We start from the raw sequence: 24329 nt of genomic DNA on the forward strand, positions 1-24329 counted from the left end.
TACTAAAAATATTTCCTTTCAAACCCTGTCTTTGAAATCTAAAAAAATCATTTCATAGCATATCGTAAAGCAAACGATTGTGCAAGGCCAAGCTTTTAATGCGTATGGTCCGATAATATGATGTCGAATGCCGGGAGGAACTAATTCGGTAGAACATAAAGCAACAAAAATCAAGGTCGTAAAAAAGAGATAACGATTATATCTTTTATGGACAGAAGGGCTGCAAATATACCAAATAGCGACACCAATCATCAACGTGATATAACCACTTGCTTCACTTCCTGTACTAAACAACACGACATACAACAATACATTAGCTAATAGCATGAGCCGAAAACGGAGATATTTATATTGCTGAATTCTGAAATAAGGGATAAAGAATAGGATCAGTCCCGGTATAATCAGCCACAAATCACTATATAAAGAACAGCCTGTGAGCTTACGTACGATTCCTAATAAAGAAATATTTTGAGATATGGCGAACATATTGAGGCCATTTTTGATTTCCAACCGTTCCAACCACGCAATATATTGCGAAGAAATATAATCTGTCCCCGGAGAGAAGAATATCGGCAAAACCAAAAACAAACATCCCCAAAAAACGCAGGAAAATACAAGACGCAATTTGTGTTTTGAAAAAAAGAAAAAAGCTAATCCTACAATCGGATATATTTTTATTAATGTTCCCAATAAAATCAAGCAAGAAGCCCAAAATTCTTTTTCTTTCTCAATTAAAACAAAAGAGAGAATAATAAATGCTGCCACAGAGATATTAAATTGTTGTACCCCCTGCGCCGTCATTAACTCACACAAAGAATACCAATAAACTATAATCCTCTGACTCTCATTGAAAGGTAACTGACGAATAGCATAAAAAAGAAAATATGTATTCATTAAAATCCAAAAAATCATCCCCAACCATTCAGGCAAGATAGAAAATGGAGCAATCACAAGCGCAAAGATCGGACCATAATGGTTTACATCATAATATTCGGTAGGATACTCCACATATAAATGTAATCCGTTAATTACGTGAGGAAAAACATTTTCAAATATCTTATAGTTATTATATTTACCTATCAGCAATTTGACTATTGCATAAATTAGTCCAGAGGACATCCATATCCAAAAGACCGTTCTTTCTCTATGAAAAACAGTCTTTTGAAATATATGTGATAAAAAGTTGATCTCTTTTACAGCTTTCATGTCAAAACCAATATCGTTTAAGCGAAAAACTCCAACAGCAAGTCTTTGTTGTTGTCTTCAACCTATGCTTGAATAGGTCGTTTAGGGATAATAGACTTAGGAGCAGTATCCCACTTCCCTTTCAGATATATTCGTTTCTTGGCAAAGCAAGGAAACGAAAATGTCGCTATTAACAGTAAACATCCAATTTTTCTAAATGTCTTCATATTATGTTTAATATTTTCAAATGTAAACATAGAGGGAATTATTGGATGCAACAAATCGGTATATGGACAACCTTCTTTTTATATGGACAAAATTATTTCTCAGCTGCTATAAAACTGATAATAAAATACATAAACTTACTTCATATAGCTTACGCAAACGATCTAAATCCTTCCAAAATCCTTTTTTAATGCTCTTTACCTGTATATTCCACACTTCCGAAGACAAAACTGTCCCTATTTTTATACCCATATCTACTCTATTACCATCCTTTTTGTAGGATACACCCATTTATATCGCTTCCTTTTTGATTCGGACACAGCTTCCGCCGAGTACGACTTCGGAACTTATTGGCCGAATCGGAACTGACTCCCAAAAGAACAGCCTCCTCGTTTAAGTGCAAATCCAAGAAACTGAGATAACAGATCTTGGTTTCTGTTTTTGTCAGACCCAACGTATTTTCTTTCACAAAAACGCTGACATTCGGAAAAAGGGAATCAATCAGACGAATCAGGCTTCTCCATTCCTCTTCGTTTAGTTTTTGTTCGATATCAGGTTTTACTTTCCGACAGCGCTCTTTCATTGTTTCAAATAAAGAGGATTGCTTCAATTTTTCCACCCTTAATACGGTGATTTCTTTCTTATATTCACTTGTATCCTCATGCGCAGCAGCTTTCCTTTCCATCTCTGCCGTTAACTCCCGAAGGCGACCTTCCTGTTCCGTTTCTTGCTTCTCATGCCGATTTTTTTCCTCTTCTAAAAACTGTTGCTGCCGATTTATTTCAAGCCGTCTTTTCCTATCCCTCAACTGATAACCCACAATCAACAAAAGGCAAATGATAACAGCCAAAGCAAACAAAAACTGTTTCTCTGCAACAAGTTTTTTATTGTCTTGAACGACAGTGACCACATCATGCCGTTTCTCTGCATCAATGATATCTACCTGTTTTTGTTGATCATATAAAGAATCTTTCTTTGCCTGATATTGTTCCAAAAGAGAAAGCGCTTTTTCTGTATCACCAGCTTCTTTTTCGATAAGGTAACCTAAATAGAAGCAATCGATCGATGTATAAGGGTTCAATGACGGACCTGTGGCTAATGCTAAATAATAGCGGGCTGAATCAAGGAGGCTTTCATTATAATAGAGATCACTCAAAGCCAGATAAGAGGGAACTTGATCCATCGTATCAGAACTTAAACTTCTACTATAATAGGCTCTCGCTTTTTCCACATCGCCCATTAAGTCATAAATATTTCCCAAACCATTAGAAATCGAACTAATCCCCCTTAAATCTTGAAACCTTGTAATAACAGAATCCGCTATTAACATATAGTGAAGCGCCAACGACAAAGAATCGTCAAATGCCCATGTTTTAGCCACATCTCGCAGGGCAAAGGCATAACTCCGCTCGTTACCGGCCTGCTTAAAAAATTCTGCCGCTTCTTCAAACTTCCTCCGCTCTTCGCTTCTTTGGCCCGTATAAGTGTACAAGTCTGCCATATAGCTACAGATATACCCTGCTACATCATATAAATACTTCTCTTTTGCCAACGACAACGCATCAGAATAAGCCTTCATTGCCGGGATAAAAAGCTTATCTTTCACATACGAACGCCCTAAATAAAGCCCCATCCAAGCCTGTTGTTCCGCGGCCCCATGACTTTTATACCAAACCAACGCCCGGTCGAGTTGTTCGGTATATAGCATTTCTTTGAAGAGTTTATCCGCCGCCCGGCAATACAGCATGCACCAACGTGCAAACTGCCGTTCGTTCAACCTATCGGGAGTTTTTACCTCATTCAATAAGATATAAGCGCTATCCGGATTTGCTTCTAAAAGTATTTCTGCCCGGTCCATCGTTTCCGATGCGATCCGGTCTCCTACACACGAAAAGAAGAGACTGACGGGCAACAAGATAAGCAAGAATATTTTTTTCATACGGATATATTGTTAGACCGGTTGTTTTCAGGAGGGAAAGGTACGCATTTTTATAATCAGGACAACCCTTTTAACTACTCGATTTATCATAAAAACAGGTTCGTTGCTGTCAATTTGATTTGTTTTTAAGATTTCTGACGATATTAACATTCCTGTTTTCAGGCTTCTTAGCTTAAAGAGCAACCGTTTTTGAAACTCTTTTTCCAAATCATCCGAATGATTTTCCCGAACAATGCGAAACATCACCCATAAGCCCATCACACTCCTTCCAGGGCCGGGTGAAGAGAACCTGAAGAAATATCTGAAAGGTCTGAATGTACATCCGTTCGTCATATGCAAGTTGATGCGTGGTCATACAGGCAGGGACTATATGTCACCACAGCAAAAAGCATCCTCAAGCATGTAGATGAACTGGCCTTTGAGATCAGAAATATTCAACAGGGCAAGCATTACCTTGCTATGCAATAAACTTATTAGCTTTAACACATGGCCTACCCCGAAAGTGACGAAGAACTAATGTTTTTGCAAAAACAACCATCATACTATCATGTCCGTTTGTATATTGTTTTAAACCAATATGTTATGGCATGATAGTTGCCATTTTGAACTATCATTCATCTATCATAACCATCATGGCGAAAGACGATAACATGCTGTGTATCAATTATACGATAAAAACAGGGACCGTTCGGGAACAGATGCGAAACCTGTTAAAACGGCTTCTTTTTTCATCAAGACAGGCTTTTCTTTTGTCAAAAACAGCTTGCAAAGCCGCTTGAGACCCGGGTGTACCCATCAGACCCGGGTCTGCGCGAAGCCGTTCCGGGAATGCAGAGAAGTTTATCCGCTATACCAGGGGCACTTTTATGCCCAGTTTTTGCATCTTATCCAGCGAAAAGAGGCATTTTTATGACAAAAACGCCCCCGTTTTGTCAATGGCTATTCTGCTTATGTAAACATAAACAGTGCATTATCATCCATATAAATAAACATTCAAGTAAAAAGCATGATGGTAGGATGGAACCTTCCGGCACGATTACTCTGAATTTTTTATTTTCACAACCATATATTTGAAAAAAATTTACATACTTTTGTGAAGCCATTTCAATATTATAATATTCTATAGCCATGAATACAAAATTTTTACTGTCTTCCGATAATAACAACCGCAATGAACTTCTGAAAAAGAAGATCATCCATTACTATATTGCCAATGGCGATGCGACCATTGCCGATCTGGGCCGTGAAATGGACCTGAGTATTCCGACCGTCACCAAACTGGTCGCCGAGCTTCAGGACGACGGCTATATCCTGGACTTCGGAAAGCAGGAAACCAACGGAGGACGCAAACCGAACATCTATGGCCTCAATCCGGCATCCGGATATTTCGTGGGAGTCGATATGCTGAAAGACAAGTTGAATATTGCAGCGATCGACTTCAAAGGCGACAAAGTACAACTCGAAGAAAATATCCCATACCAACTTGAAAATACACCAGCCTCGCTGGAGCAATTCTGCAAGATTATTGACGATTTCATCGTTTCATTGCCTGTCGAACGGAATAAGATATTAGCGATTGGAGTCAATATCACCGGCCGCGTGAACCCAGCATCGGGCTATAGTTACAGCATTTTCTATTTCGAAGAGAAACCCCTCGCTCAGATTCTTGAAGAACGGTTGCAGACGAAAGTTTTCATTGAAAACGACAGCCGGGCCATGACCTACGGCGAATATATGAAAGGAGTCGTACAGGGAGAAAAGAACATTCTGTTCGTCAATATGGCGTGGGGACTAGGTCTAGGTATCATCATCGACGGCAATTTATACTACGGGAAATCCGGCTTCTCCGGGGAGTTTGGACATTTTTGCATGTTCGAAAACGAAGTGCTATGCCATTGCGGCAAGAAAGGCTGTCTCGAAACAGAGGCTTCCGGATCGGCTTTCCACCGTATCCTGATAGAACGTTACCGGGAAGGCAGCAACACCATACTCGCCGGGAAACTGGACAGCGGAGAGGAAATCTCGCTCGGCGACCTGCTCGAAGCAGTGCGGAAAGAGGATGTACTTTGCATCGACATCCTCGAAAAAATGGGCGTAAATTTAGGAAAAGGTATTGCCGGACTGATGAATATTTTCAATCCGGAACTGGTCATACTGGGCGGAACGCTTTCACTAGCAGGTGAGTATATCAGCCTGCCGGTCAAAAGTGCTATCCGTAAATATTCGCTCAACCTGGTCAACCAAGACACGGAAATCAAAATATCCAAATTAGGAGAAAGAGCAGGCGCATTCGGAGCATGTCTCTTATCAAGAAGTAAGCTACTCGGTATGATACATTATTAATAAAACATTCTTTTCTTTAGACCATTATCTATAATAATATTTTAATCAAGGCTATATTATTAAAATATTTTATTTACATTTGCCGGGTATTAAAAAAAATACCAGACAATAAAACACATTAAATCGCTCAGATAATGGAAAAGATTAAAGGCTTAATTGATGCACCTTTCACACCGTTCTACGAAAACGGAGAAGTAAATTACGAACCGATAGAAGCATATGCCAAGCTTCTGGTCAAAAACGGTTTAAAGGGAGTGTTTATCAACGGATCTTCGGGAGAGGGCTATATGCTGACCGACGAAGAGCGCATGAAACTGGCTGAAAGATGGGTAGAAGTGGCGCCTTCCGGATTCAAGGTCATCGTACACGTAGGCAGCACCTGCGTAAAAGCGAGCCATAAGCTGGCTGCTCATGCCCAAAAGATCGGAGCCTGGGGAATCGGAGCCATGGCCTCTCCTTTCCCGAAAGTGAATCGGATAGAAGAACTGGTGAAATACTGCGAAGAAATCGCTTCCGGAGCACCTGAACTTCCTTTCTATTACTATCACATCCCGGCTTTCAACGGCGCTTTCCTACCGATGGTCGAACTGCTGAAAGCGGTAGACGGGCGTATCCCGAACTTCGCCGGCATCAAATATACATATGAAAGCCTTTACGAATACAACCAATGCCGCTTATATAAAGACGGCAAATTCGATATGCTTCACGGACAGGACGAAACAATCCTTCCATGCCTGGCAATGGGCGGTGCACAAGGCGGCATCGGCGGGACAACCAACTACAACGGCAAAGAACTGACCGGGATACTCGAAGCCTGGGCTGCCGGAGACCTCGAAACAGCACGCGAACGCCAGAACTTCTCACAGGAAGTGATCAACGTGATCTGTCGTTATCGCGGCAATATCGTGGGTGGCAAGCGGATCATGAAGCTGATCGGGCTCGATTTAGGTAAAAACCGGACACCGTTCCAGAATATGACAGATGAGGAAGAGACCGCTATGAAAGCCGAACTGGAAGCGATTCATTTTTTCGACAGATGCAATAAATTCTAAATCCATAAACGCCATGAACGACACAACAAAACCGTCCGAATACCTCGGATATTGGGGAGAAAAATACAAAAATGATTTACTGACCGACATTCTGCCTTTCTGGCTGAAATACGGTATCGATCATGAGAACGGAGGCTACTTCACTTGTTTGGACCGGGACGGTTCGCTGCTGGACACGAACAAATCGGTCTGGTTCCAGGGACGGTTCGCCTTTATTCTCGCTTATGCTTACAACAACCTCGAAAAACAGGCCGAATGGCTGGAAGCCTGTAAAAACGGGATCGACTTTATCGAGAAATATTGTTTCGATACCGACGGCCGCATGTTTTACGAGGTGACTAAAACAGGAACTCCCGTACGAAAACGCCGATATGTATTTTCCGAAACGTTTGCCGCAATCGCCATGGCTCAATATTCGATCGCTTCGGGTGACAAGAGCTATGCTGAAAAAGCAGTCAAGCTGTTCAAACAGATTCTCTATTACAAAAACACACCGGGCGCATTAGAGCCCAAATTCAGAGAAGGATTCGTTGCAAAAGGGCATTCCTTTTGCATGATCCTGATCGATACTGCCGCCCGCATCCGGGAGGCAGTAGATGATCCTGTCCTGACACGTCAGATCGACGAGTCGATAGCCGAACTACGTCGTGATTTCATGAAGCCGGAGTTTAAGGCCATCCTCGAAACGGTCGGGCCGAACGGCGAATTTATCGATTCGATTCCCGGCCGGACCATCAATCCGGGCCATTCCATCGAAACGGCATGGTTCATCCTCGAAGAGGCCAAGCACCGGAACTGGGACCCGCAGCTGAAGCAGATAGGGCTCACGATCCTGAACTGGTCCTGGGAATGGGGTTGGGACAAAACACACGGTGGAATCACCTATTTTAGGGATTGCAAGAACCGTCCGCAGCAGGAATACTGGCACGACATGAAGTTCTGGTGGCCGCAGTGCGAAGCCATCATCGCCACGTTGTATGCCTATGAAGCCACAGGCGATCCCAAATACCTGGAAATGCACAAGCAGATAAACGAATACACGTATGCCCGTTTTCCAGACAAGGAATACGGCGAATGGTTCGGCTATTTCCATTACGACGGGACGCTCTCGCAGCCGGCAAAGGGAAACATGTACAAAGGTCCGTTCCATATTCCCCGGATGCTTTTGAAATGTCATCTTTTATGTAAGGAAATTCAGGGCTATGACAAACAATAAGAAATACTATCCCTGGATCGTTGTCGCTCTGCTTTGGGGCGTGGCTTTGTTAAACTACATGGACAGACAGATGCTTTCAACCATGAAGTCTGCCATGATGATCGATATTACCGAACTGGAATCAGCCACGAACTTCGGACGCCTGATGGCGGTATTCTTGTGGATATACGGCCTGATGAGCCCGGTCGCCGGCATGATCGCCGACCGGATCAACCGGAAATGGCTGATCGTCGGCAGTCTCTTCGTCTGGTCGTTCGTCACGCTGATGATGGGATATTCGACTGATTTCAACCAAATTTATATTCTCCGCGCCATTATGGGAGTCAGCGAAGCCTTGTACATCCCTGCCGGACTTTCGCTGATCACGGACTATCATCAGGAAAAAACGCGATCATTAGCTGTCGGAATCCACATGACCGGGCTCTACACCGGACAGGCATTGGGTGGCTTCGGAGCAACGATCGCAGGAGCATACAGTTGGGAAACGACTTTCCACTGGTTCGGGATTATCGGAATCGCGTATAGTCTGGTATTGATTCTTTTCCTGAAAGAGAAAAAAGATCATACGGTCGCCAAGCTTGACTCGGAACCCGGCCCGAAAGAGAGTCCGGTGAAAGCGGCTATAAAAGGAATGGGGATGTTGTTCGTCAACATTTCATTCTGGATCATCCTGCTCTATTTCGCCACTTCGAGTTTGCCGGGTTGGGCTACTAAAAACTGGCTGCCGACTTTGTTTTCGGAGAATTTGTCCATCGATATGTCGGAAGCCGGGCCATTGTCCACCTTCACGATCGCGATCTCTTCCTTCATCGGAGTGATTGCGGGCGGTATCTTGTCCGACAAATGGATTCAGCGGAATGTACGGGGACGCATTTATACCGGTTCCATCGGGCTTGCCTTGACCATTCCGGCACTCCTGCTGTTAGGATTCGGCGACAGTTTCGCCATGATTGTCGGCGGCGGACTCTGTTTCGGTATCGGTTTCGGTATTTTCGACGCCAACAACATGCCGATCCTCTGCCAGTTCGTATCGCCACGCTACCGGGCGACCGCCTACGGCATTATGAACATGACCGGGGTATTTGCCGGAGCGATCATCACAAAACTGTTGGGCGAGTCGACGGATGCCGGTAACTTAGGGCATGATTTCGCAATGATGGCCAGCTTGGTATTCGTAGCCTTAGTGGTGGAAGTCATCTTCTTACGTCCGAGAACGGTCAACATGACCGACAAGTAAAACCTGTAAGGTTTCCAAAGGTATTGACTTTTCCTGCAAATGTCATTATCTTTGGAAATCCTATTTTATAATAACCCAATCAACAAAAAACATCATGAGAAAAATCTTTCTTTACTTCAGCCTCCTTCTCTTCATGCAAACAGCCTTTGCCGCCGACAGCTTGTTTGTCAGAAAGCCGCAGATCCCGATACTGATTGACCGGACAGACAATATCCTGGTGGAAATGCGTGTACAGGCACACAAAGGGGATGTACTCAACAAGCTTTCCCTGCAATTCAAAGAAGGAATCGACTTAAACGACATAAAGGCTCTACGCTTTTTCTATAGCGGAACGGAAGCGACCTCCCGGCAGGGAAAGCATTACCGTCCGGTTTCCTACATTTCCAGTCACGCAGAAGGCAAGACAAAGGCTGCTAATCCCGCCTACTCCATCAAGCAGAGCGAAGTAACTGATATCGCCAATGTCGTGACCTTCACCAGTAACCAGCCGATGGTGGAAGGAGTCAACTACTATTGGATCAGTATCGAGATGAAACCGGAGGCTTCCCTGTTAACGACCTTTACTGTCCAGATGCCGATGGCTGAAATCAATAATATGCCGGCGACAATTGTCTGGGACGGCAAATCAGATGTCCGCCGCATGGGAATCGGTGTCCGCCACGCCGGTGACGACGGGGCTTCGGCCTACCGTATTCCGGGGCTGGTAACGACCAACAACGGGACGCTTCTGGGCGTGTACGATATCCGCTACAACAGCAGTGTGGACCTGCAGGAAATGGTCGATATAGGGGTAAGCCGCAGCACCGACAAAGGACAGACCTGGGAACCGATGCGTGTTGCGATGACGTTCGGCGAAACGGGAGGTCTGCCTCACGCACAGAACGGTGTGGGAGACCCGTCTATCCTGGTGGATGAAAAGACAAATACGATCTGGATCGTTGCTGCCTGGACACATGGCATGGGGAACGGACGCGCCTGGTGGAATTCCATGCCGGGTATGTCGGCCGACAGCACCGCCCAGCTGATGCTCGTCAAAAGCGAAGACGACGGCAAGACCTGGAGCCAGCCGATCAACATCACTCCGCAGGTGAAAGATCCTTCCTGGTACTTCCTGTTGCAAGGACCAGGCCGGGGTATCACGATGAAAGACGGGACGTTGGTTTTCCCGATCCAGTTCATCGACTCCACCCGTATACCGAACGCCGGTATCATGTACAGCAAAGATCGGGGAACCACCTGGCATCTGCATAATCTGGCACGTACGAACACGACCGAGGCGCAGGTAGCCGAGATCGAACCGGGTGTCCTGATGCTGAACATGCGTGACAACCGGGGAGGCAGCCGCGCCGTGGCCACCACCCGCGATTTGGGCAAGACCTGGTATGAACATCCGTCCAGCCGCAGTGCCCTGCAGGAACCGGTTTGTATGGCAAGCCTCATCCACGTGGACGCTAAAGACAACATCACGGGGAAAGACCTGCTGATCTTCTCCAACCCGAACACGACGAAGGGACGTAACCATATTACCATAAAAGTAAGTACCGACGGAGGCATGACCTGGCCGCTTTCCAACCAAGTGACACTGGACGAAGACGAAAGCTGGGGTTATTCTTGCCTGTCCATGATCGACAAGGAGACAGTCGGCATCTTCTACGAATCGAGCGTCGCCCATATGACTTTTCAAGCTGTCAAACTGACCGATCTGGTCAAGTAGTCCTGCATGAAGCGCATACTCTTCATATTGACAAGTTTATATATAGGGATATTGGCAGCACAGGCAGCCAATATCCCTCATTTGCTTCCATGGCCGCAGAAAGTGGCATGGAACGGGAAAAAGTTTCAATATAGGGGAACTTTTGTTTCCCTTACGGAAAACTTTTGTTCCATAGGCATGGAACAACCGGCAGGCAATAAGATAACGGGCAATCCGTCAAGCCATCCGGCACTATCGGTCAAATGGGTGGAGGATTTCCCCGATATCCCTCTCAATCGCAACGAAGCCTATAAACTGCGTGTCACATCAAAAGGAGTGGAGATCGAAGCCATCACCGAAACGGGCGTTTACAGGGCAATCCAGACATTACGCCAATTGACGGAAAAGAAAGGCAACGGCATTGCAATCACCGGATGCGAGATCACCGACTGGCCCGCCTTTCGCATCCGCGGCTTCATGCAGGATGTAGGACGCACCTATATCTCGACGGACGAATTGAAACGGGAAATAGCGATCCTGGCACGTTACAAGATAAACGTCTTTCACTGGCACCTGACGGAAAATCAGGCATGGCGCCTGCAAAGCAAGGTGTTCCCAATGCTGAACGACAGCGTCAACACGACCCGCCAGCCGGGGAAATACTACACGCTGGAAGAGGCACGGGAATTGGCCGCTTTCTGCAAGCAACATCATGTCCTGCTGATCCCGGAGATCGACATGCCGGGACACAGTGCCGCTTTCGTCCGTACTTTCCGCCATGACATGCAAAGCCCGGAAGGGATGAAGATACTGAAACTCCTGATCGACGAGGTTTGCGAAACGTTCGATGTCCCTTACCTGCATATCGGGACAGACGAGGTGCAGTTCACCAATCCGGATTTCGTACCCGAAATGGTCGCTTATGTCCGCTCCAAGGGGAAAAAGGTGATCTCCTGGAATCCGGGATGGCACTACAAGCCGGGAGAGATCGACATGACGCATCTGTGGAGCTACCGAGGAAAAGCCCAGAAAGGGATTCCGGCGATCGACTCCCGTTTCCACTATCTGAACCATTTCGACACGTTTGCCGACCTCTTCGCCCTCTACAACAGCCGCATCTACAACGAGCTGCAGGGCAGCGATGATCTGGCAGGCACGATCCTGGCAATCTGGAACGACCGGATGATCCAGTCGGAAGCCGATATCGTCAAACAGAATAATTTCTACCCGAATATGCTCGCCATGGCCGAACGTGCGTGGAGAGGGGGTGGAACTGAATATTTCGACAAGCAAGGAACGGTTTTACCATCGGAAGACAGCGAGTCGTTCAAGTCTTTCGCTGATTTCGAGAACCGCCTGCTCTGGCATAAGGAACATTGTTTCGGGGGATATCCGTTCGCTTACGTCAAACAAACGAACGTCAAGTGGCGTATTACGGACGCATTCCCGAACCAAGGCGACCTGACGGCATCATTCCCGCCCGAAAAGGAGTTGAAATCCCACTATACATACGAAAACAAGACGTATGAGACACAGGATGCGACCGGCGCAGGCATCTACCTCCGCCATGTCTGGGGGACGCTTGTTCCAGGGATCTACAAAGAGCCGCAAGAGAACCACACGGCGTATGCCTGGACCTGGGTCTACTCGCCTAAAGCACAGGATGTAGGCGCCTGGATAGAGTTTCAGAACTACAGCCGTTCGGAAATGGACTTGCCGCCACTTCCGGGAAAATGGGATTACCGGGAAAGCCGAGTGTGGGTCAACGACCGGGAAATCCTGCCTCCGGTATGGACGGCAACGCACCGGACCAAATCCAACGAGGTGCTGCTCGGCAACGAGAATTGTGTCGTGCGTCCTCCCATGCCTGTCCATCTGCAGAAAGGATGGAACAAGGTATTCATGAAACTTCCGGTCGGAAAGTTCACCGCGCCGGAAATCCGCTTGCCGAAGTGGATGTTCACATTCGTATTTGTCACACCGGATGGTGAAAAGGCTGTGGACGGCCTGGTCTATTCACCCGATAAGAAACGATAAGCAAATGAAAAATATCCTGCTCTGTTTATTCATCGTATTTAGTGCCACGATCCAGGCGCAAAAGATCAAGGTGGCCTGTGTAGGCAACAGCGTAACGTATGGTCACGGAATTGAGAACCGCGAAAAGAACAGTTATCCCGCCCAGCTCCAACGAATGTTGGGCAACGGATACGAAGTCGCCAACTTCGGAAAAAGCGGGGCGACGCTATTGCGAAAGGGACACCGTCCTTACAACGAGCAGGAGGAATGCAAGGCCGCCCTCGACTTTGCCGCCGACCGGGTCGTCATCCACCTCGGGCTGAACGACACCGATCCGCGCGACTGGCCGAATTACCGGGATGACTTCACGAAGGATTATCTGACCCTGATCGATGCATTCCGGCAAGCGAACCCGAAGTGTGAAATATGGATCTGCCGCCTGACATCGATCTCCCACCGCCATACGCGCTTCAAATCGGGCACACGCGACTGGTACTGGCAGATACAACAAAACATTGAAGATATCGCAATACTCGCCCACACCGGACTGATTGACCTGCATACAGAACTTTATGACCGCCCTGACCTCTTGCCCGACGCCTTGCATCCCACAGCCGAAGGAGCCGGAATCATCGCACGGACGGTCTACCGGGCATTGACCGGAAATTACGGTGGTCTCCAAATGCCCGTGATCTATTCGGACAATATGGTACTCCAACGGGAGAAACCGCTCCGGATAGCCGGAACAGCCAATGCCGGAGAAAAAGTGACGGTCAGCATCGCCGGACAGAAAGGCGAAGCGATAACGGCCTCGGACGGGAAATGGTCGGTCATCCTGCCACCGATGAAGGCAGGAGGCCCGTACACGTTGAGTATCTCCGCCGAATCAGGGAAACTGGATTATACGAATATCCTGATCGGCGAAGTATGGCTTTGCTCCGGACAGTCGAATATGGCATTTCAGGTGAGCAGTGCCGTTGACAGCCAACGAAAGGCTTTTCTGGAATTTGCCGCAAGGAAACCGCAAATCCGTCTTTTCGATATGAAACCACGTTGGCTGACAAATGCGGTGGAATGGGACATTTCGACACTGGACTCCCTCAACAGGCTCCAATATTACCGGGATACTGAATGGAAGGAATGCAACGAGGAAACGACGAACCGTTTCTCCGCCGTAGCCTTTGCCTTCGGACAGATGTTGTCAGACAGCTTGCAGGTCCCGGTCGGACTTATCCTGAACGCTATAGGCGGTTCACCGGCGGAAGCCTGGATAGACCGCAAAACGCTGGAATTCGAATTCCCCGACATCCTCTACGACTGGAAGCAGAATAATTTTATCCAGGACTGGGCGCGGGAACGCGCCGCCCTCAATATCCGTAAATCGACGAACAAACAGCAACGGCATCCTTACGAGCCTTGTTACTTGTACGAATCCGGTATCCAGCCGCTCGAAAAGTTCCCGATACGGGGTATCATCTGGTATCAGGGAGAATCGAACACTCACAATATGGAAGCACATGAGAAGTTGTTCCATCTTTTGACAAAAAACTGGCGGGAGAACTGGGCGGAAGAATTGCCTTTCTATTATGTGCAACTATCCAGCATCGACCGTCCCAGCTGGCCTTGGTTCCGGGACAGCCAGCGCCGGATGCTCCAATCGATCCCCAACAGCGGCATGGCGGTCAGCAGCGACCATGGCGACTCCCTGGATGTCCACCCGCGCCACAAACGGGAGATAGGGGAACGCCTCGCTCACTGGGCACTCAACAAGACATACGGGCACGAGATCCTTCCTTCCGGCCCACTCTACCGATCGGTGATATTCAAGGACAGCACTGCCTATGTCACATTCGATTACGGAAAAGGCATGCACAGTTCCGACGGCGACAAACTGCGTACTTTCGAGATAGCCGAACACGATGGTTTATTCGTCCCCGCGGAGGCACAAATCATCGATGGAAAGACAGTAAAAGTATGGAGCGGCCAAATCCGGAATCCGAAATTCGTCCGTTACGGCTGGCAACCTTTCACCCGTGCCAATTTAGTGAACGAAGCGGGGTTGCCGGCTTCGACATTCCGTTCGGAAGCGGCTCCGGTCAGCTGGTTTCGGCTGCCCGACCTACCCGGCACTGAAAAAAGCCCGTCATTAGGCGTATCTGCTCCGTTTATCGGTGTCAGTGGCGGGCAGTTGTTCGTGGCCGGCGGATGCAACTTCCCCGGCAAACCGGCGGCCGAAGGGGGAACAAAAGAATACTACTGCAATATATATGCATTAGATATAACCGCCCGATCTCATGCCGGATGGAAAAGGATCGGCAAATTGCCAATACCGCTTGCTTACGGGGCATCGGTCACAACCCCCGAAGGGCTCGTTTGGATCGGAGGAAATAACAATAAAGAGGTCTCCCGACAGGTCTTCTTCGTCAACTGGGACGGGGAAAAACAACAATTGCATATCACCGAACTGCCGCCACTTCCCATGCCGTTGGATAATCTCTCGGCCACATACGCCGATGGTTGCCTGTATGTCGCCGGGGGTAAGGGCAAGCCGCAAACGGTCCCAATAGGTCAGGACGGTTCGCAAACCGCCCCTACGAACCCACTCTTTTCATTACAGCTAACACCGTCGCTTCAAAAGGAATGGGTCCGGCTTCCGGATTTCCCCGGACCTGCCCGAGTACAGCCTGTCCTCACGGCACAGCAATCCGAGGATGGCATACGACTTTATCTGGCAGGCGGTTTCCAGCCTGCATCCGCCCATCAGGAAGCCATTGTTTGCACAGATATGCTTTCTTATCATCCGAAGACAAAACAGTGGAGAAATGAAGGATTCCTGCCTTCTTTAGCAGGCGGTTCCCACCGTACCGTTACAGGAGGTTGCGCCATCGCATCAGGCGATAGCTCCATCCTGCTGGTAGGAGGCGTGAACTACGACCGTTTCCGCGACGCCCTAAACCACCCCGAGCCGGATTATCTGCTACATCCTGCCGACTGGTATAAATTCAATACCTCCCTGTTACAATACAATACTTTCACAAAACACTGGACCCACTTAGGCAACTACGAAGAACTGGCACGTGCCGGTGCCGGCATCGCAAACAATGCCAACACGGTAATCATAATTGGCGGAGAGTTAAAACCGGGCATCCGCACGCCGGAGGTTAATGCGTTTAAACTGACGTGCCATCCTTGATTCACACCAAAGCCAATTTACGAATATTCGCATCCCAAACCGGTTCCGAAAAAATCAGTCCGACAGCTTCGGCCGGGGTAGAGGCGACCGTCCAAAGTGCTGCATGCTGCGGGCGCATGAAATGCTCGTCGACGGCCCGGCGGAACATCTCCAAAAGAGGATCGAAGTAGCCGTCTATATTCAGGATGACAATCGGGTTGAGATACAAGCCTAACTGTTTCCAGGTAATGACTTCCAACAATTCTTCGAGAGTGCCGCATCCGCCCGGAAGAGCGATCACGGCATCCGAAAGATCAGCCATTCGTTGTTTGCGCTCATGCATACTGTCGACTTCGACCAGATCGGTAAGCCCCTTGTGACACCAATCCTGTTCTACCATAAAACGAGGGATCACACCGGTCACAGTCCCGCCGGCAGCCAGCGCAGCATCCGACACGGCACACATCAGGCCCGAATTGCCAGCCCCGTTGATCACTCTCAGGTTCCGTTCGCCCAACAGATGTCCCAACTCGGTCGCAGCCTCCCGATATGCCGAAGCGACCTGCGTGCTGGAGGCACAATACACGCAAACGGAAGTTATCTTATTTCTTTCTCTTTCCATCTTTCTTTTTGCATTATGATTTTAAAACAAAGGAGATTCAACAAGCCATCAACCGAAATCATCGGACTCAGCGCCTTCCCAAACCACTTATTTTCCCTTATTTATATCATATCCGAACAAGGCGAAATCGCCCAGGCAAGGATCATCCGGGAAGATATGCGACAGGGCCTCGGTTATCTCAAGCGCCGTTTTCAGGGTGGCGGTTCGCTGCTGTGTCAAACCAAGTTCCAGTGAAATTTGGTGAACATGCGTGTCCAGCGGAATAATCAATTGGCGGGGATGAAAGACTGTCTGCCAAATCCCGAAATCGACGATTCCATCGGTCCGGACCATCCAGCGAAGGAACATAGCCAGGCGTTTACAGGCAGAAGTGCCGCCCATCACCGGAATACCGTTTATGCCGGAAAAGAGATCCTGCAATTTAAAAACCGGATTCGGGTAAGAGCTTGCAGCTAATGCATCTTCCAATGAATCATACCGCTGATATATCTCTTTCAACCGATCACAGAGGGCACAGAGGTCCGAATGCGTATAAAAGCGATAAAACGTATCGCGTTTGCCGGCTGGGACATCCGAAACCAGTTCCCAGTACCGCCCGGACAATACCCATTCGTAAGGACTTCCACCCATCCGGCTATGTAACCAGTCCGCCTTGCGGAGGATCAGTTCCCTGCGTCCATAAGAGATCCAGGAAGTGATAAAAGCGGATATTTCGATATCCCGTTTCTCCGTAAACCGATGAGGAAACTGAACCGGATCATCGGGTATAAAAGACCTCACATTATAGATCCCGGCCCATTCCTTCAATTTCGCTTTCAGTTGTTCGTCCATCCCTTACTTCATCTTTAAGAAATACTGGCGCCGGTCTTCGGGATAATGCTCGATGGCATAGCGAAGAGCCGTACGCGGAAGCTGTGTCGCATAACGTTCCAGAAAGTCGGTGAGGGTATCCCGATCTCTTTTGCCCACTTCGCGGAGCATCCAGCCTACGGCTTTATGCATCAAATCATGTTTATGCGTCATCAACCGTTCGGCCAACGCCAGCGTATCGGTAAAATCCGAACGGCGGATAAACGCCCAAGTACAGACGATCGAAATCCGCTGTTCCCAAAGATTATCGCTGGCAGCCAGTTCATACAGGACGGAACGGTCCCGGTTCACCAAATATTCGCCGACAATATCCCGGCAGGACAAATCCACCAAATCCCAATTATTGCAGCGGCGGGTATTCTTCAAATAGAAACGATACATCTTTTCCCGTTCAGCTTCCGGAGTCTTCTTATCCTGGAAACGGTAGACCAGAACCAATAGGGCGCAAAGACGGGCCTCATGCCAGGGACTATCCAACAAGCGCTGCAATTCATCGAGAGGCATCGCTTTGTTAGCTTTCGCTATACTGCGAGTTTGCGGAACGACAACCCCTAAAAAGCGGTCGCCTTCGCCATATTGCCCCGGTCCGGTCTTGAAAAATCGGCTCAGATGGGCCGCCTTTTCCGGTGAACCGACCGATTGCAGTTCACTCAGCACAAACTCCGCCGTCATGGACGCAGCACCCGTGACACAGGACGGTCGCCTTCCAAGAATCCGATTACATTGTTGCAAACCGTACGCGCCATGATAATACGCGTTTCCAATGTCTGCGTCCCAATATGGGGCGTAAGGACGACATTTTCCATTTCCAGCAACTCCGGCGAGGGATAATCGCCGAACTCGAATACATCCAGACCGGCGCCATGAATCGTCCCGTCTTTCAACGCCTGCACCAAAGCCTTTTCATCGACCAAAGGACCGCGGCCGGTGTTGATCAGAACGGCCGTCGGTTTCATCTGTTTCAATTCGGCTTCACCGATGATATGGTAGGTTTCCGGTGTATAAGGAGCATTCAGAGAGACGAAATCGGATTGGGAGAGGAGCTCCTCCTTGGAAACGTATGTCACGTTCAGCTTTGTCTCTTCTTCGACATACAGTTGGCGACGGTTATGATAGAGGACTTCCATACCACAGGCATTCGCACGTTTGGCAAGGGCCTTTCCGATACGTCCCATACCGATAATCCCCAGCGTCTTCCCAGTCACATTAATGCCTAAATTCTCCAAGACGCCGACTTTCATGCCAAGGCCTTCCCGGCGCAGCTTACGGTCGCATTCGGTAATGCGGCGTGCCACATCGAGCATCAGGCCGAGTGCGAGATTAGCGGTAGGGGCCGTCACGGGGTCGGGGGTATTAGCAACCGTGATTCCTTTCTCAAGGCAGTAGGCGACATCGATATTATTGTAACCGACGGCATAGTTTGCCACCATTTTCAGTTTGGAGGCATGGTCGATCAATTCCTTGTTTACCGGGAAATCGAACATCGAGCACAACACGTCATACTCCGGAATCATCTCTAAAACTTCTTCGTACGTGAAATCTCTTCCTTCGGGAAAAGTAACCTCATACTTGCTTTCCAGCTCGGTAAAACCTTCGCGGAACATGTCGTAAGTAACTAATATCTTTGTCATAACTATTCTTTTTAAATTTGCAAAAATATAAAATTATCCGATGTTCACTTCTTTTCATGGTCACGGATAAACCGGACGGCTAAAGGGAAAGCGGCGGCGCACATACTGCCGTGGTCGAAACCGCCCAACTCGTAAAGGGTCACATCAGGATGGCCGAGCAGTTTGAAAAGGCGGTAGAAATAGGCGGACTCTTCGTAACGGCCATACAATTCCTTTTCACGGTCACCGGAAAGGATCAGAATAGGGGCGCAATCATTCCGGACATGGTACAAGGGAGCCGTCTCGTCGATCGTCGGCTGCAAAGGTTTCAACCCTCGCTGGTTGCGTGTTTCAAAATGGGTGATCACCTGACCGCTGAAAGGGATGATCCCGGCAAGCTTGTCGGCATCTTTCCCATAACGCGCCAACAGCTTCTTATCCAATCCGACCATATCGACCAGATATCCGCCTGCAGAATGGCCGGCAATATAGATGGAGGAGGTGTCGCCTCCGTATTTTCCTATATTATCGAATACCCAAGCAACGGCGGCAGCGGCATCATCGACGATCTCCATCGTCTTCACATGCGGAGACAAACGGTATTCGACACCTACGACTACCATGCCGTCCGTTAATAACCCGGAAGGGATTTCACGACTCCCGCCGGTCAAACCGCCGCCATGAAACCAAACCACGACCGGCGCGTTTTGTACATCCGGCTGGTAAGCAATATCCAGACGACACATTTTAGAAGCATATTCATCACCTGTATTTCCACGGTACGGGACATTACGATCATAGGAATAATTAGCAACGATAGCCATCACAGCAAACCAGGCAAGCAGAAAGGTTAATCCGATTTTATTCGTCATATTATACACTAAATTTGAATTGATTAAACACAAAAAACATCCTCCAAATGTAATCAGCTTTTTACAACTAAACAAACAATCTGCCATTTCGCACAGGGCAACCGCATCAAAATCATAAAGCGTCCATCCGTTTTCGCCACCGATACGGACTAATCACATGAATGTTTTTGCAAAAGCAACTATCATACTATCATATCCGCATGTGTATCGGTTTAAACCAATATATTATGTTATGATAGTTACCGTTTTGAACTATCATTCATCTGTCATAACCATCATGGTAAAAAACGATAACGTGCTGTGTATTAATTGGACGATAAAAACAGGGACCGTTCAGAAACAGGTACGAAACCTGTTAAAACGGCTTCTTTTTTCATCAAGACAGACTTTTCTTTTGTCAAAAACAGCTTGCAAAGCCGCTTGAGACCCGGGTGTACCCATCATGGAGACCCGGGTGCGGGAGAGGTGCAGACCCGGGTCTGTGCGAGACCTTTACGGGGGTGTGGGGATGTTTATCCGCCATGTTAGAAGTGTTTTTATGCCCTGTTTTTGCATCTTTTTCAAGGAAAAAAGTCGTTTTATATTTAAACGGCCCCGTTTTGTCAATGCTATTTTGGTGCGGTTAGCCTGCCATTTCCCGCCTTCTTTTTCCGATAAAGCCGATTATTTCCTATTTTTGTAACCATTAACAAGTATCTTATTACCTGTCAACAACTACTATGGTTCTAAATTATATCTGGATTGCTTTCTTTCTGATTGCTTTCGTGGTGGCGCTTTGCAAATTAGTCATCGGCGGAGACACGGAAGTTTTCACCCATATCATCAACGCTTCTTTTGCTTCGGCAAAGACAGGGTTCGAGATATCCCTCGGACTGACGGGAGTCCTGGCTCTTTGGCTCGGCATCATGAAAATCGGGGAAAAAGGAGGCATGATACAGGCCTTTGCCCGGTTGACGGCACCCGTGTTCAGCAAGCTCTTTCCGGGAATACCGAAAGACCATCCGGCAACAGGTTCTATCTTCATGTGCATTTCCGCCAACCTGTTAGGCTTGGACAATGCCGCCACGCCGATGGGGCTGAAAGCCATGAAAGAGTTGCAGGAGCTGAACACGCAGAAGGATTCCGCCAGCGATCCGATGATCATGTTCCTTTGCATCAACGCTTCGGGACTGACGCTGATCCCAGTCTCCATCATGACCTACCGGGCACAGATGGGAGCGGCAAACCCGGCTGATGTCTTCCTGCCCCTCATGCTCGCGACCTTCTCTTCTACCCTGGTCGCCATACTGGCGGTCTGCTTCAAGCAACGGATCAACATCCTGCAACGGAACCTGCTGCTTTTCTTCGGCGGGATGATCGCGTTCATCGGTGGTCTGGCCTTGCTTTTCGGGATGATGAGCCAGCAATCGGTCTCCCTCTACTCTACCCTGTTTGCCAACATTTTGCTTTTCTCTATTATATGCGGATTCATTATCAGCGGTATCCGCAAAAAAATCAACGTATACGACACCTTTATCGAAGGCGCGAAAGAGGGTTTCCAGACTGCCGTGACGATCATCCCCTACCTCATCGCCGTATTAGTTGCCATTGCCGTTTTTCGGGCTTCGGGAGCGATGGATTTCCTGATCGACGGCATCCGCATGGGAGTCTCGGCAGCAGGGCTGGACACGCAGTTTGTGGAAGGTCTGCCTACCATGCTGATGAAACCGCTCAGCGGCAGCGGGGCGCGGGGTATGATGCTGGATGCGATGAACACCTACGGCGCGGATTCGTTCATCGGCCGCCTCTGTTCCATCGTGCAGGGATCGAGCGACACGACTTTCTACGTCGTCGCCCTTTATTTCGGCAGTGTCGGAATCCGCAACACCTACTATACGATCCCCTGTTCGCTACTGGCCGATTTAGCCGGGGCGGTGGCAGCGGTCACTATGACGTATCTGTTTTTTACCTAATATCAAAATGACACTCCTACCCCATGTAAATCGGATTAGTAGTGCATCTATCTTGGAATTAGCATAGCAGGTAATTATTTTTAACATATCATTCGGTAAGATAAAACATAAAAAGAATAACAATATGGCAATAGCATTTTACGCGGAAGACATCAAGCTTCCGGCAATCAAAAAGAGAGCGGTCGGCAATTGGATAAAAGAGGTCGCCGCCACATACGGGAAGAAAGTCGGCGATATCAGCTACATCTTCTGCTCCGACGAGAAGATTCTGGAAGTAAACCGCCAGTACCTCCAACATGATTATTATACGGATATCATCACGTTCGATTATACGAGCGGCGATAAGATCTCCGGCGACCTGTTTATCAGTCTCGACACGGTGAAGACTAATTCCGAAGCCTTCAACACTCCCTACAACGAGGAACTCCACCGTACCATCATCCACGGTATCCTCCACCTCTGCGGCATCAACGATAAAGGACCTGGGGAACGCGAGATCATGGAGGCCAACGAAAACAAAGCCCTGGCGATATTGCCGGAGGAATGCCGGGAAAGTCAACTTTCCCGGTAAAAAGAAATGTCTGGAGCCGCTTCCTGTTAAGGATGCTACTGAAGAGGTTGTATGATATGTGTGCCTGATAAAAGCCTGCACATGCTCCGGTGAAAACAGAAATTACCGGAGCAATGCTCCCAAAACCGATTACTCACTATCACTACCCAAATACTCATACCAAACGGCTATTTGCTTATTTGCCGGATACTCCCCCGATGTTATCACATAGATTTGGATACCTGGGAACAGGCAAATAAGGGATTGGTAACAATAATAAATGATCCGGCATGAAAGGCACAACTATTTTCTTTCTATCTATTCTGTTAATAACGACAGGTTGCAAAAGACTGGATCAAACGGCAGACGACTTGATCACAGTAGATGTAACCAATAATTCTTTTCCCAAAAAGGAACTGGCTCTTCAAGATTTCATGGATGTAGAATATATCCCGCTGGAAACAAACGATGATTTTGTTAATCAAGGGTTTGTGCAGGCTATAGGTAAAGAATTCATATTAGTAAAGAACTATAGGGATGACGGTGATATTTTTGTGTATGACCGGACCGGAAAAGCCATTCGTAAGATAAATCGTAAAGGGCAAGGAGGAGAAGAATACATCTCTTGTAGAAGTGTCACATTGGATGAAGAAAACAATGAAATGTTTATAAACGATTTCTTGGCAAGAAAAATAAAGGTCTATGACTTGGAGGGAAATTTTAAACGAAGTATCAAACAGAAACAAGATGGTGATACCCAGTTTTATTTGGATATATTTAATTACGATAAAGAGAATCTGATTTGTTACGATGAGTGCAATCAAGAGATACCATTCCTACTCGTATCGAAGCAAGACGGAAACATAACCAAAGAGATTAGAACCCCATTTAAAGAAAAGAAGTTATTTCTTCAACTTTTAAGACATGAAGGAGGAACGAGAGCTGCCGGACCGGGCGAATACAGTAGAATAATCCCATTCAATGGCAATTGGATTCTATTAGAACCCTCGTCAGACACGATCTACACATTAATGCCCGATTACAATTTGCGGCCGTTTATCGTGCGAACACCTCCTATTCACATTATGAATCCAGAATCTTTCTTGGTTTTAAAGTTGGTTTCCGATCGTTATTATTTCATGGAAAGTATAAAGAACGTATATGATTTCAGCAAAGAAGAAGGCTTTCCGAGAACCTACTTCGTGTACGATACAGAGGAAAAGGATTTCTTCAGGTATATCATATACAATGGCGATTATTCTTATAAAAAAGAATTCTATATGGTCATGCTGACCCCTATCAATTCCAAAGGTGAATTATGGGCAACTATAAATGCTTTCGACCTTTGCGAGGACTATAAAAAAGGGAAGTTGAAAGGCAAACTAAAAGAAGTCGCTGCAACATTGGAAGAGGATGACAACCGGGTGATTATGTTGGTCAAACACAAAAAGTAATCCTTAGGATATATTAAAATCAAAACCTTTAAACGGCAAAATCCCGTCCTACCAATTTTTAGAAGCATCGGATCTTATCCGAGATTATAAAGGGGGGAAAGCTAAAGGGCTGATTGAAAGAAGTGGCTGCTACAGTTTTCATAATTCCATCCTTTTCACAAAGTCAGAAATAAAATAAACAATATACAACAAACTTTTATTTCAAATACTCATTCAAAACAACCATCCGCTCATTAAGTCAATAATAAGCGGTCTTTACGGGATATATTTGAAGGGTAATTCAATTATTCATCTTATTTTTACAGGTATGAAAACAACAAC

Annotated in this window: 18 protein-coding genes; 11 read left to right on the plus strand and 7 right to left on the minus strand. The window is 47.3% G+C overall.

Annotation, left to right across the window (positions count from 1 at the left end; translation table 11 throughout):
- Positions 1-18: 18 nt before the first annotated feature.
- The gene (locus BHV83_RS12405) at positions 19-1206 is read right to left on the minus strand and encodes a glycosyltransferase family 87 protein (protein ID WP_005633667.1); all 1188 of its coding nucleotides are present in this window, start codon (positions 1204-1206) and stop codon (positions 19-21) included.
- A gap of 466 nt (positions 1207-1672) precedes the next feature.
- A complete protein-coding gene (locus BHV83_RS12410; RefSeq protein WP_122205660.1) occupies positions 1673-3349 on the minus strand; it encodes a tetratricopeptide repeat protein in 1677 nt (558 codons plus the stop codon).
- 232 nt (positions 3350-3581) lie between these two features.
- Here BHV83_RS12410 and BHV83_RS12415 point away from each other — a divergent pair, with 232 nt between their 5' ends.
- The 8 genes from BHV83_RS12415 to BHV83_RS12450 all read left to right on the plus strand — a co-directional run bounded on the left by BHV83_RS12415 (position 3582) and on the right by BHV83_RS12450 (position 16099).
- Entirely contained in the window at positions 3582-3755 is a 174-nt protein-coding gene (locus tag BHV83_RS12415) for a hypothetical protein (protein ID WP_182387873.1), read from the plus strand.
- A 722-nt stretch (positions 3756-4477) separates the two neighbouring features.
- Positions 4478-5692, plus strand: coding sequence for an ROK family transcriptional regulator (locus tag BHV83_RS12420; RefSeq protein ID WP_005649723.1), 1215 nt, complete (start codon positions 4478-4480; stop codon positions 5690-5692).
- Between the two features lie 134 nt (positions 5693-5826).
- Positions 5827-6744: a dihydrodipicolinate synthase family protein gene (locus BHV83_RS12425; RefSeq protein ID WP_005649724.1), complete on the plus strand. Its 918-nt coding sequence runs from the start codon at positions 5827-5829 to the stop codon at positions 6742-6744.
- Positions 6745-6757: 13 nt separating this feature from the next.
- The gene (locus BHV83_RS12430; RefSeq protein WP_022321517.1) at positions 6758-7960 is read left to right on the plus strand and encodes an AGE family epimerase/isomerase; all 1203 of its coding nucleotides are present in this window, start codon (positions 6758-6760) and stop codon (positions 7958-7960) included.
- Positions 7947-9197 (plus strand): MFS transporter, encoded by a 1251-nt coding sequence (locus BHV83_RS12435; RefSeq protein WP_005633703.1) that lies wholly within the window; start codon positions 7947-7949, stop codon positions 9195-9197. The genes BHV83_RS12430 and BHV83_RS12435 overlap by 14 nt, the downstream gene beginning before the upstream one ends.
- A 94-nt stretch (positions 9198-9291) precedes the next feature.
- Positions 9292-10911, plus strand: coding sequence for a sialidase family protein (locus BHV83_RS12440; RefSeq protein WP_022321514.1), 1620 nt, complete (start codon positions 9292-9294; stop codon positions 10909-10911).
- Between the two features lie 6 nt (positions 10912-10917).
- A complete protein-coding gene (locus BHV83_RS12445; RefSeq protein WP_022321513.1) occupies positions 10918-12927 on the plus strand; it encodes a family 20 glycosylhydrolase in 2010 nt (669 codons plus the stop codon).
- A 4-nt stretch (positions 12928-12931) separates the two neighbouring features.
- Positions 12932-16099, plus strand: a complete 3168-nt coding sequence (locus tag BHV83_RS12450; RefSeq protein ID WP_286757576.1) for a cyclically-permuted mutarotase family protein — start codon at positions 12932-12934, stop codon at positions 16097-16099.
- A gap of 1 nt (position 16100) precedes the next feature.
- Here BHV83_RS12450 and BHV83_RS12455 read toward each other — a convergent pair whose 3' ends face one another.
- The 5 genes from BHV83_RS12455 to BHV83_RS12475 form a co-directional block, all read right to left on the minus strand.
- The gene (locus tag BHV83_RS12455) at positions 16101-16700 is read right to left on the minus strand and encodes an LOG family protein (protein ID WP_286757577.1); all 600 of its coding nucleotides are present in this window, start codon (positions 16698-16700) and stop codon (positions 16101-16103) included.
- 87 nt (positions 16701-16787) lie between these two features.
- Positions 16788-17531 (minus strand): TIGR02757 family protein, encoded by a 744-nt coding sequence (locus BHV83_RS12460; protein ID WP_005633715.1) that lies wholly within the window; start codon positions 17529-17531, stop codon positions 16788-16790.
- Between the two features lie 3 nt (positions 17532-17534).
- A complete protein-coding gene (locus BHV83_RS12465; RefSeq protein WP_005633717.1) occupies positions 17535-18242 on the minus strand; it encodes a DNA alkylation repair protein in 708 nt (235 codons plus the stop codon).
- Positions 18239-19201, minus strand: a complete 963-nt coding sequence (locus BHV83_RS12470) for a 2-hydroxyacid dehydrogenase family protein (RefSeq protein WP_005645113.1) — start codon at positions 19199-19201, stop codon at positions 18239-18241. Before BHV83_RS12470 ends, BHV83_RS12465 begins: the two co-directional genes overlap by 4 nt.
- Before the next feature lie 44 nt (positions 19202-19245).
- Positions 19246-20052 carry an alpha/beta hydrolase gene (locus BHV83_RS12475; protein ID WP_005633721.1) on the minus strand — a complete coding sequence of 269 codons (807 nt, stop codon included), beginning with the start codon at positions 20050-20052 and terminating at the stop codon, positions 19246-19248.
- A gap of 719 nt (positions 20053-20771) precedes the next feature.
- Here BHV83_RS12475 and BHV83_RS12480 point away from each other — a divergent pair.
- The 3 genes from BHV83_RS12480 to BHV83_RS12490 all read left to right on the plus strand — a co-directional run bounded on the left by BHV83_RS12480 (position 20772) and on the right by BHV83_RS12490 (position 24008).
- Positions 20772-22004, plus strand: a complete 1233-nt coding sequence (locus tag BHV83_RS12480) for a spore maturation protein (protein WP_224204115.1) — start codon at positions 20772-20774, stop codon at positions 22002-22004.
- 124 nt (positions 22005-22128) lie between these two features.
- Entirely contained in the window at positions 22129-22575 is a 447-nt protein-coding gene (gene ybeY, locus BHV83_RS12485; protein WP_286757578.1) for an rRNA maturation RNase YbeY, read from the plus strand.
- Between the two features lie 269 nt (positions 22576-22844).
- Positions 22845-24008, plus strand: coding sequence for a DUF4934 domain-containing protein (locus tag BHV83_RS12490; protein ID WP_005649737.1), 1164 nt, complete (start codon positions 22845-22847; stop codon positions 24006-24008).
- Positions 24009-24329 lie beyond the last annotated feature (321 nt).

This window comes from Parabacteroides sp. merdae-related_45_40 (genome assembly GCF_001915675.1).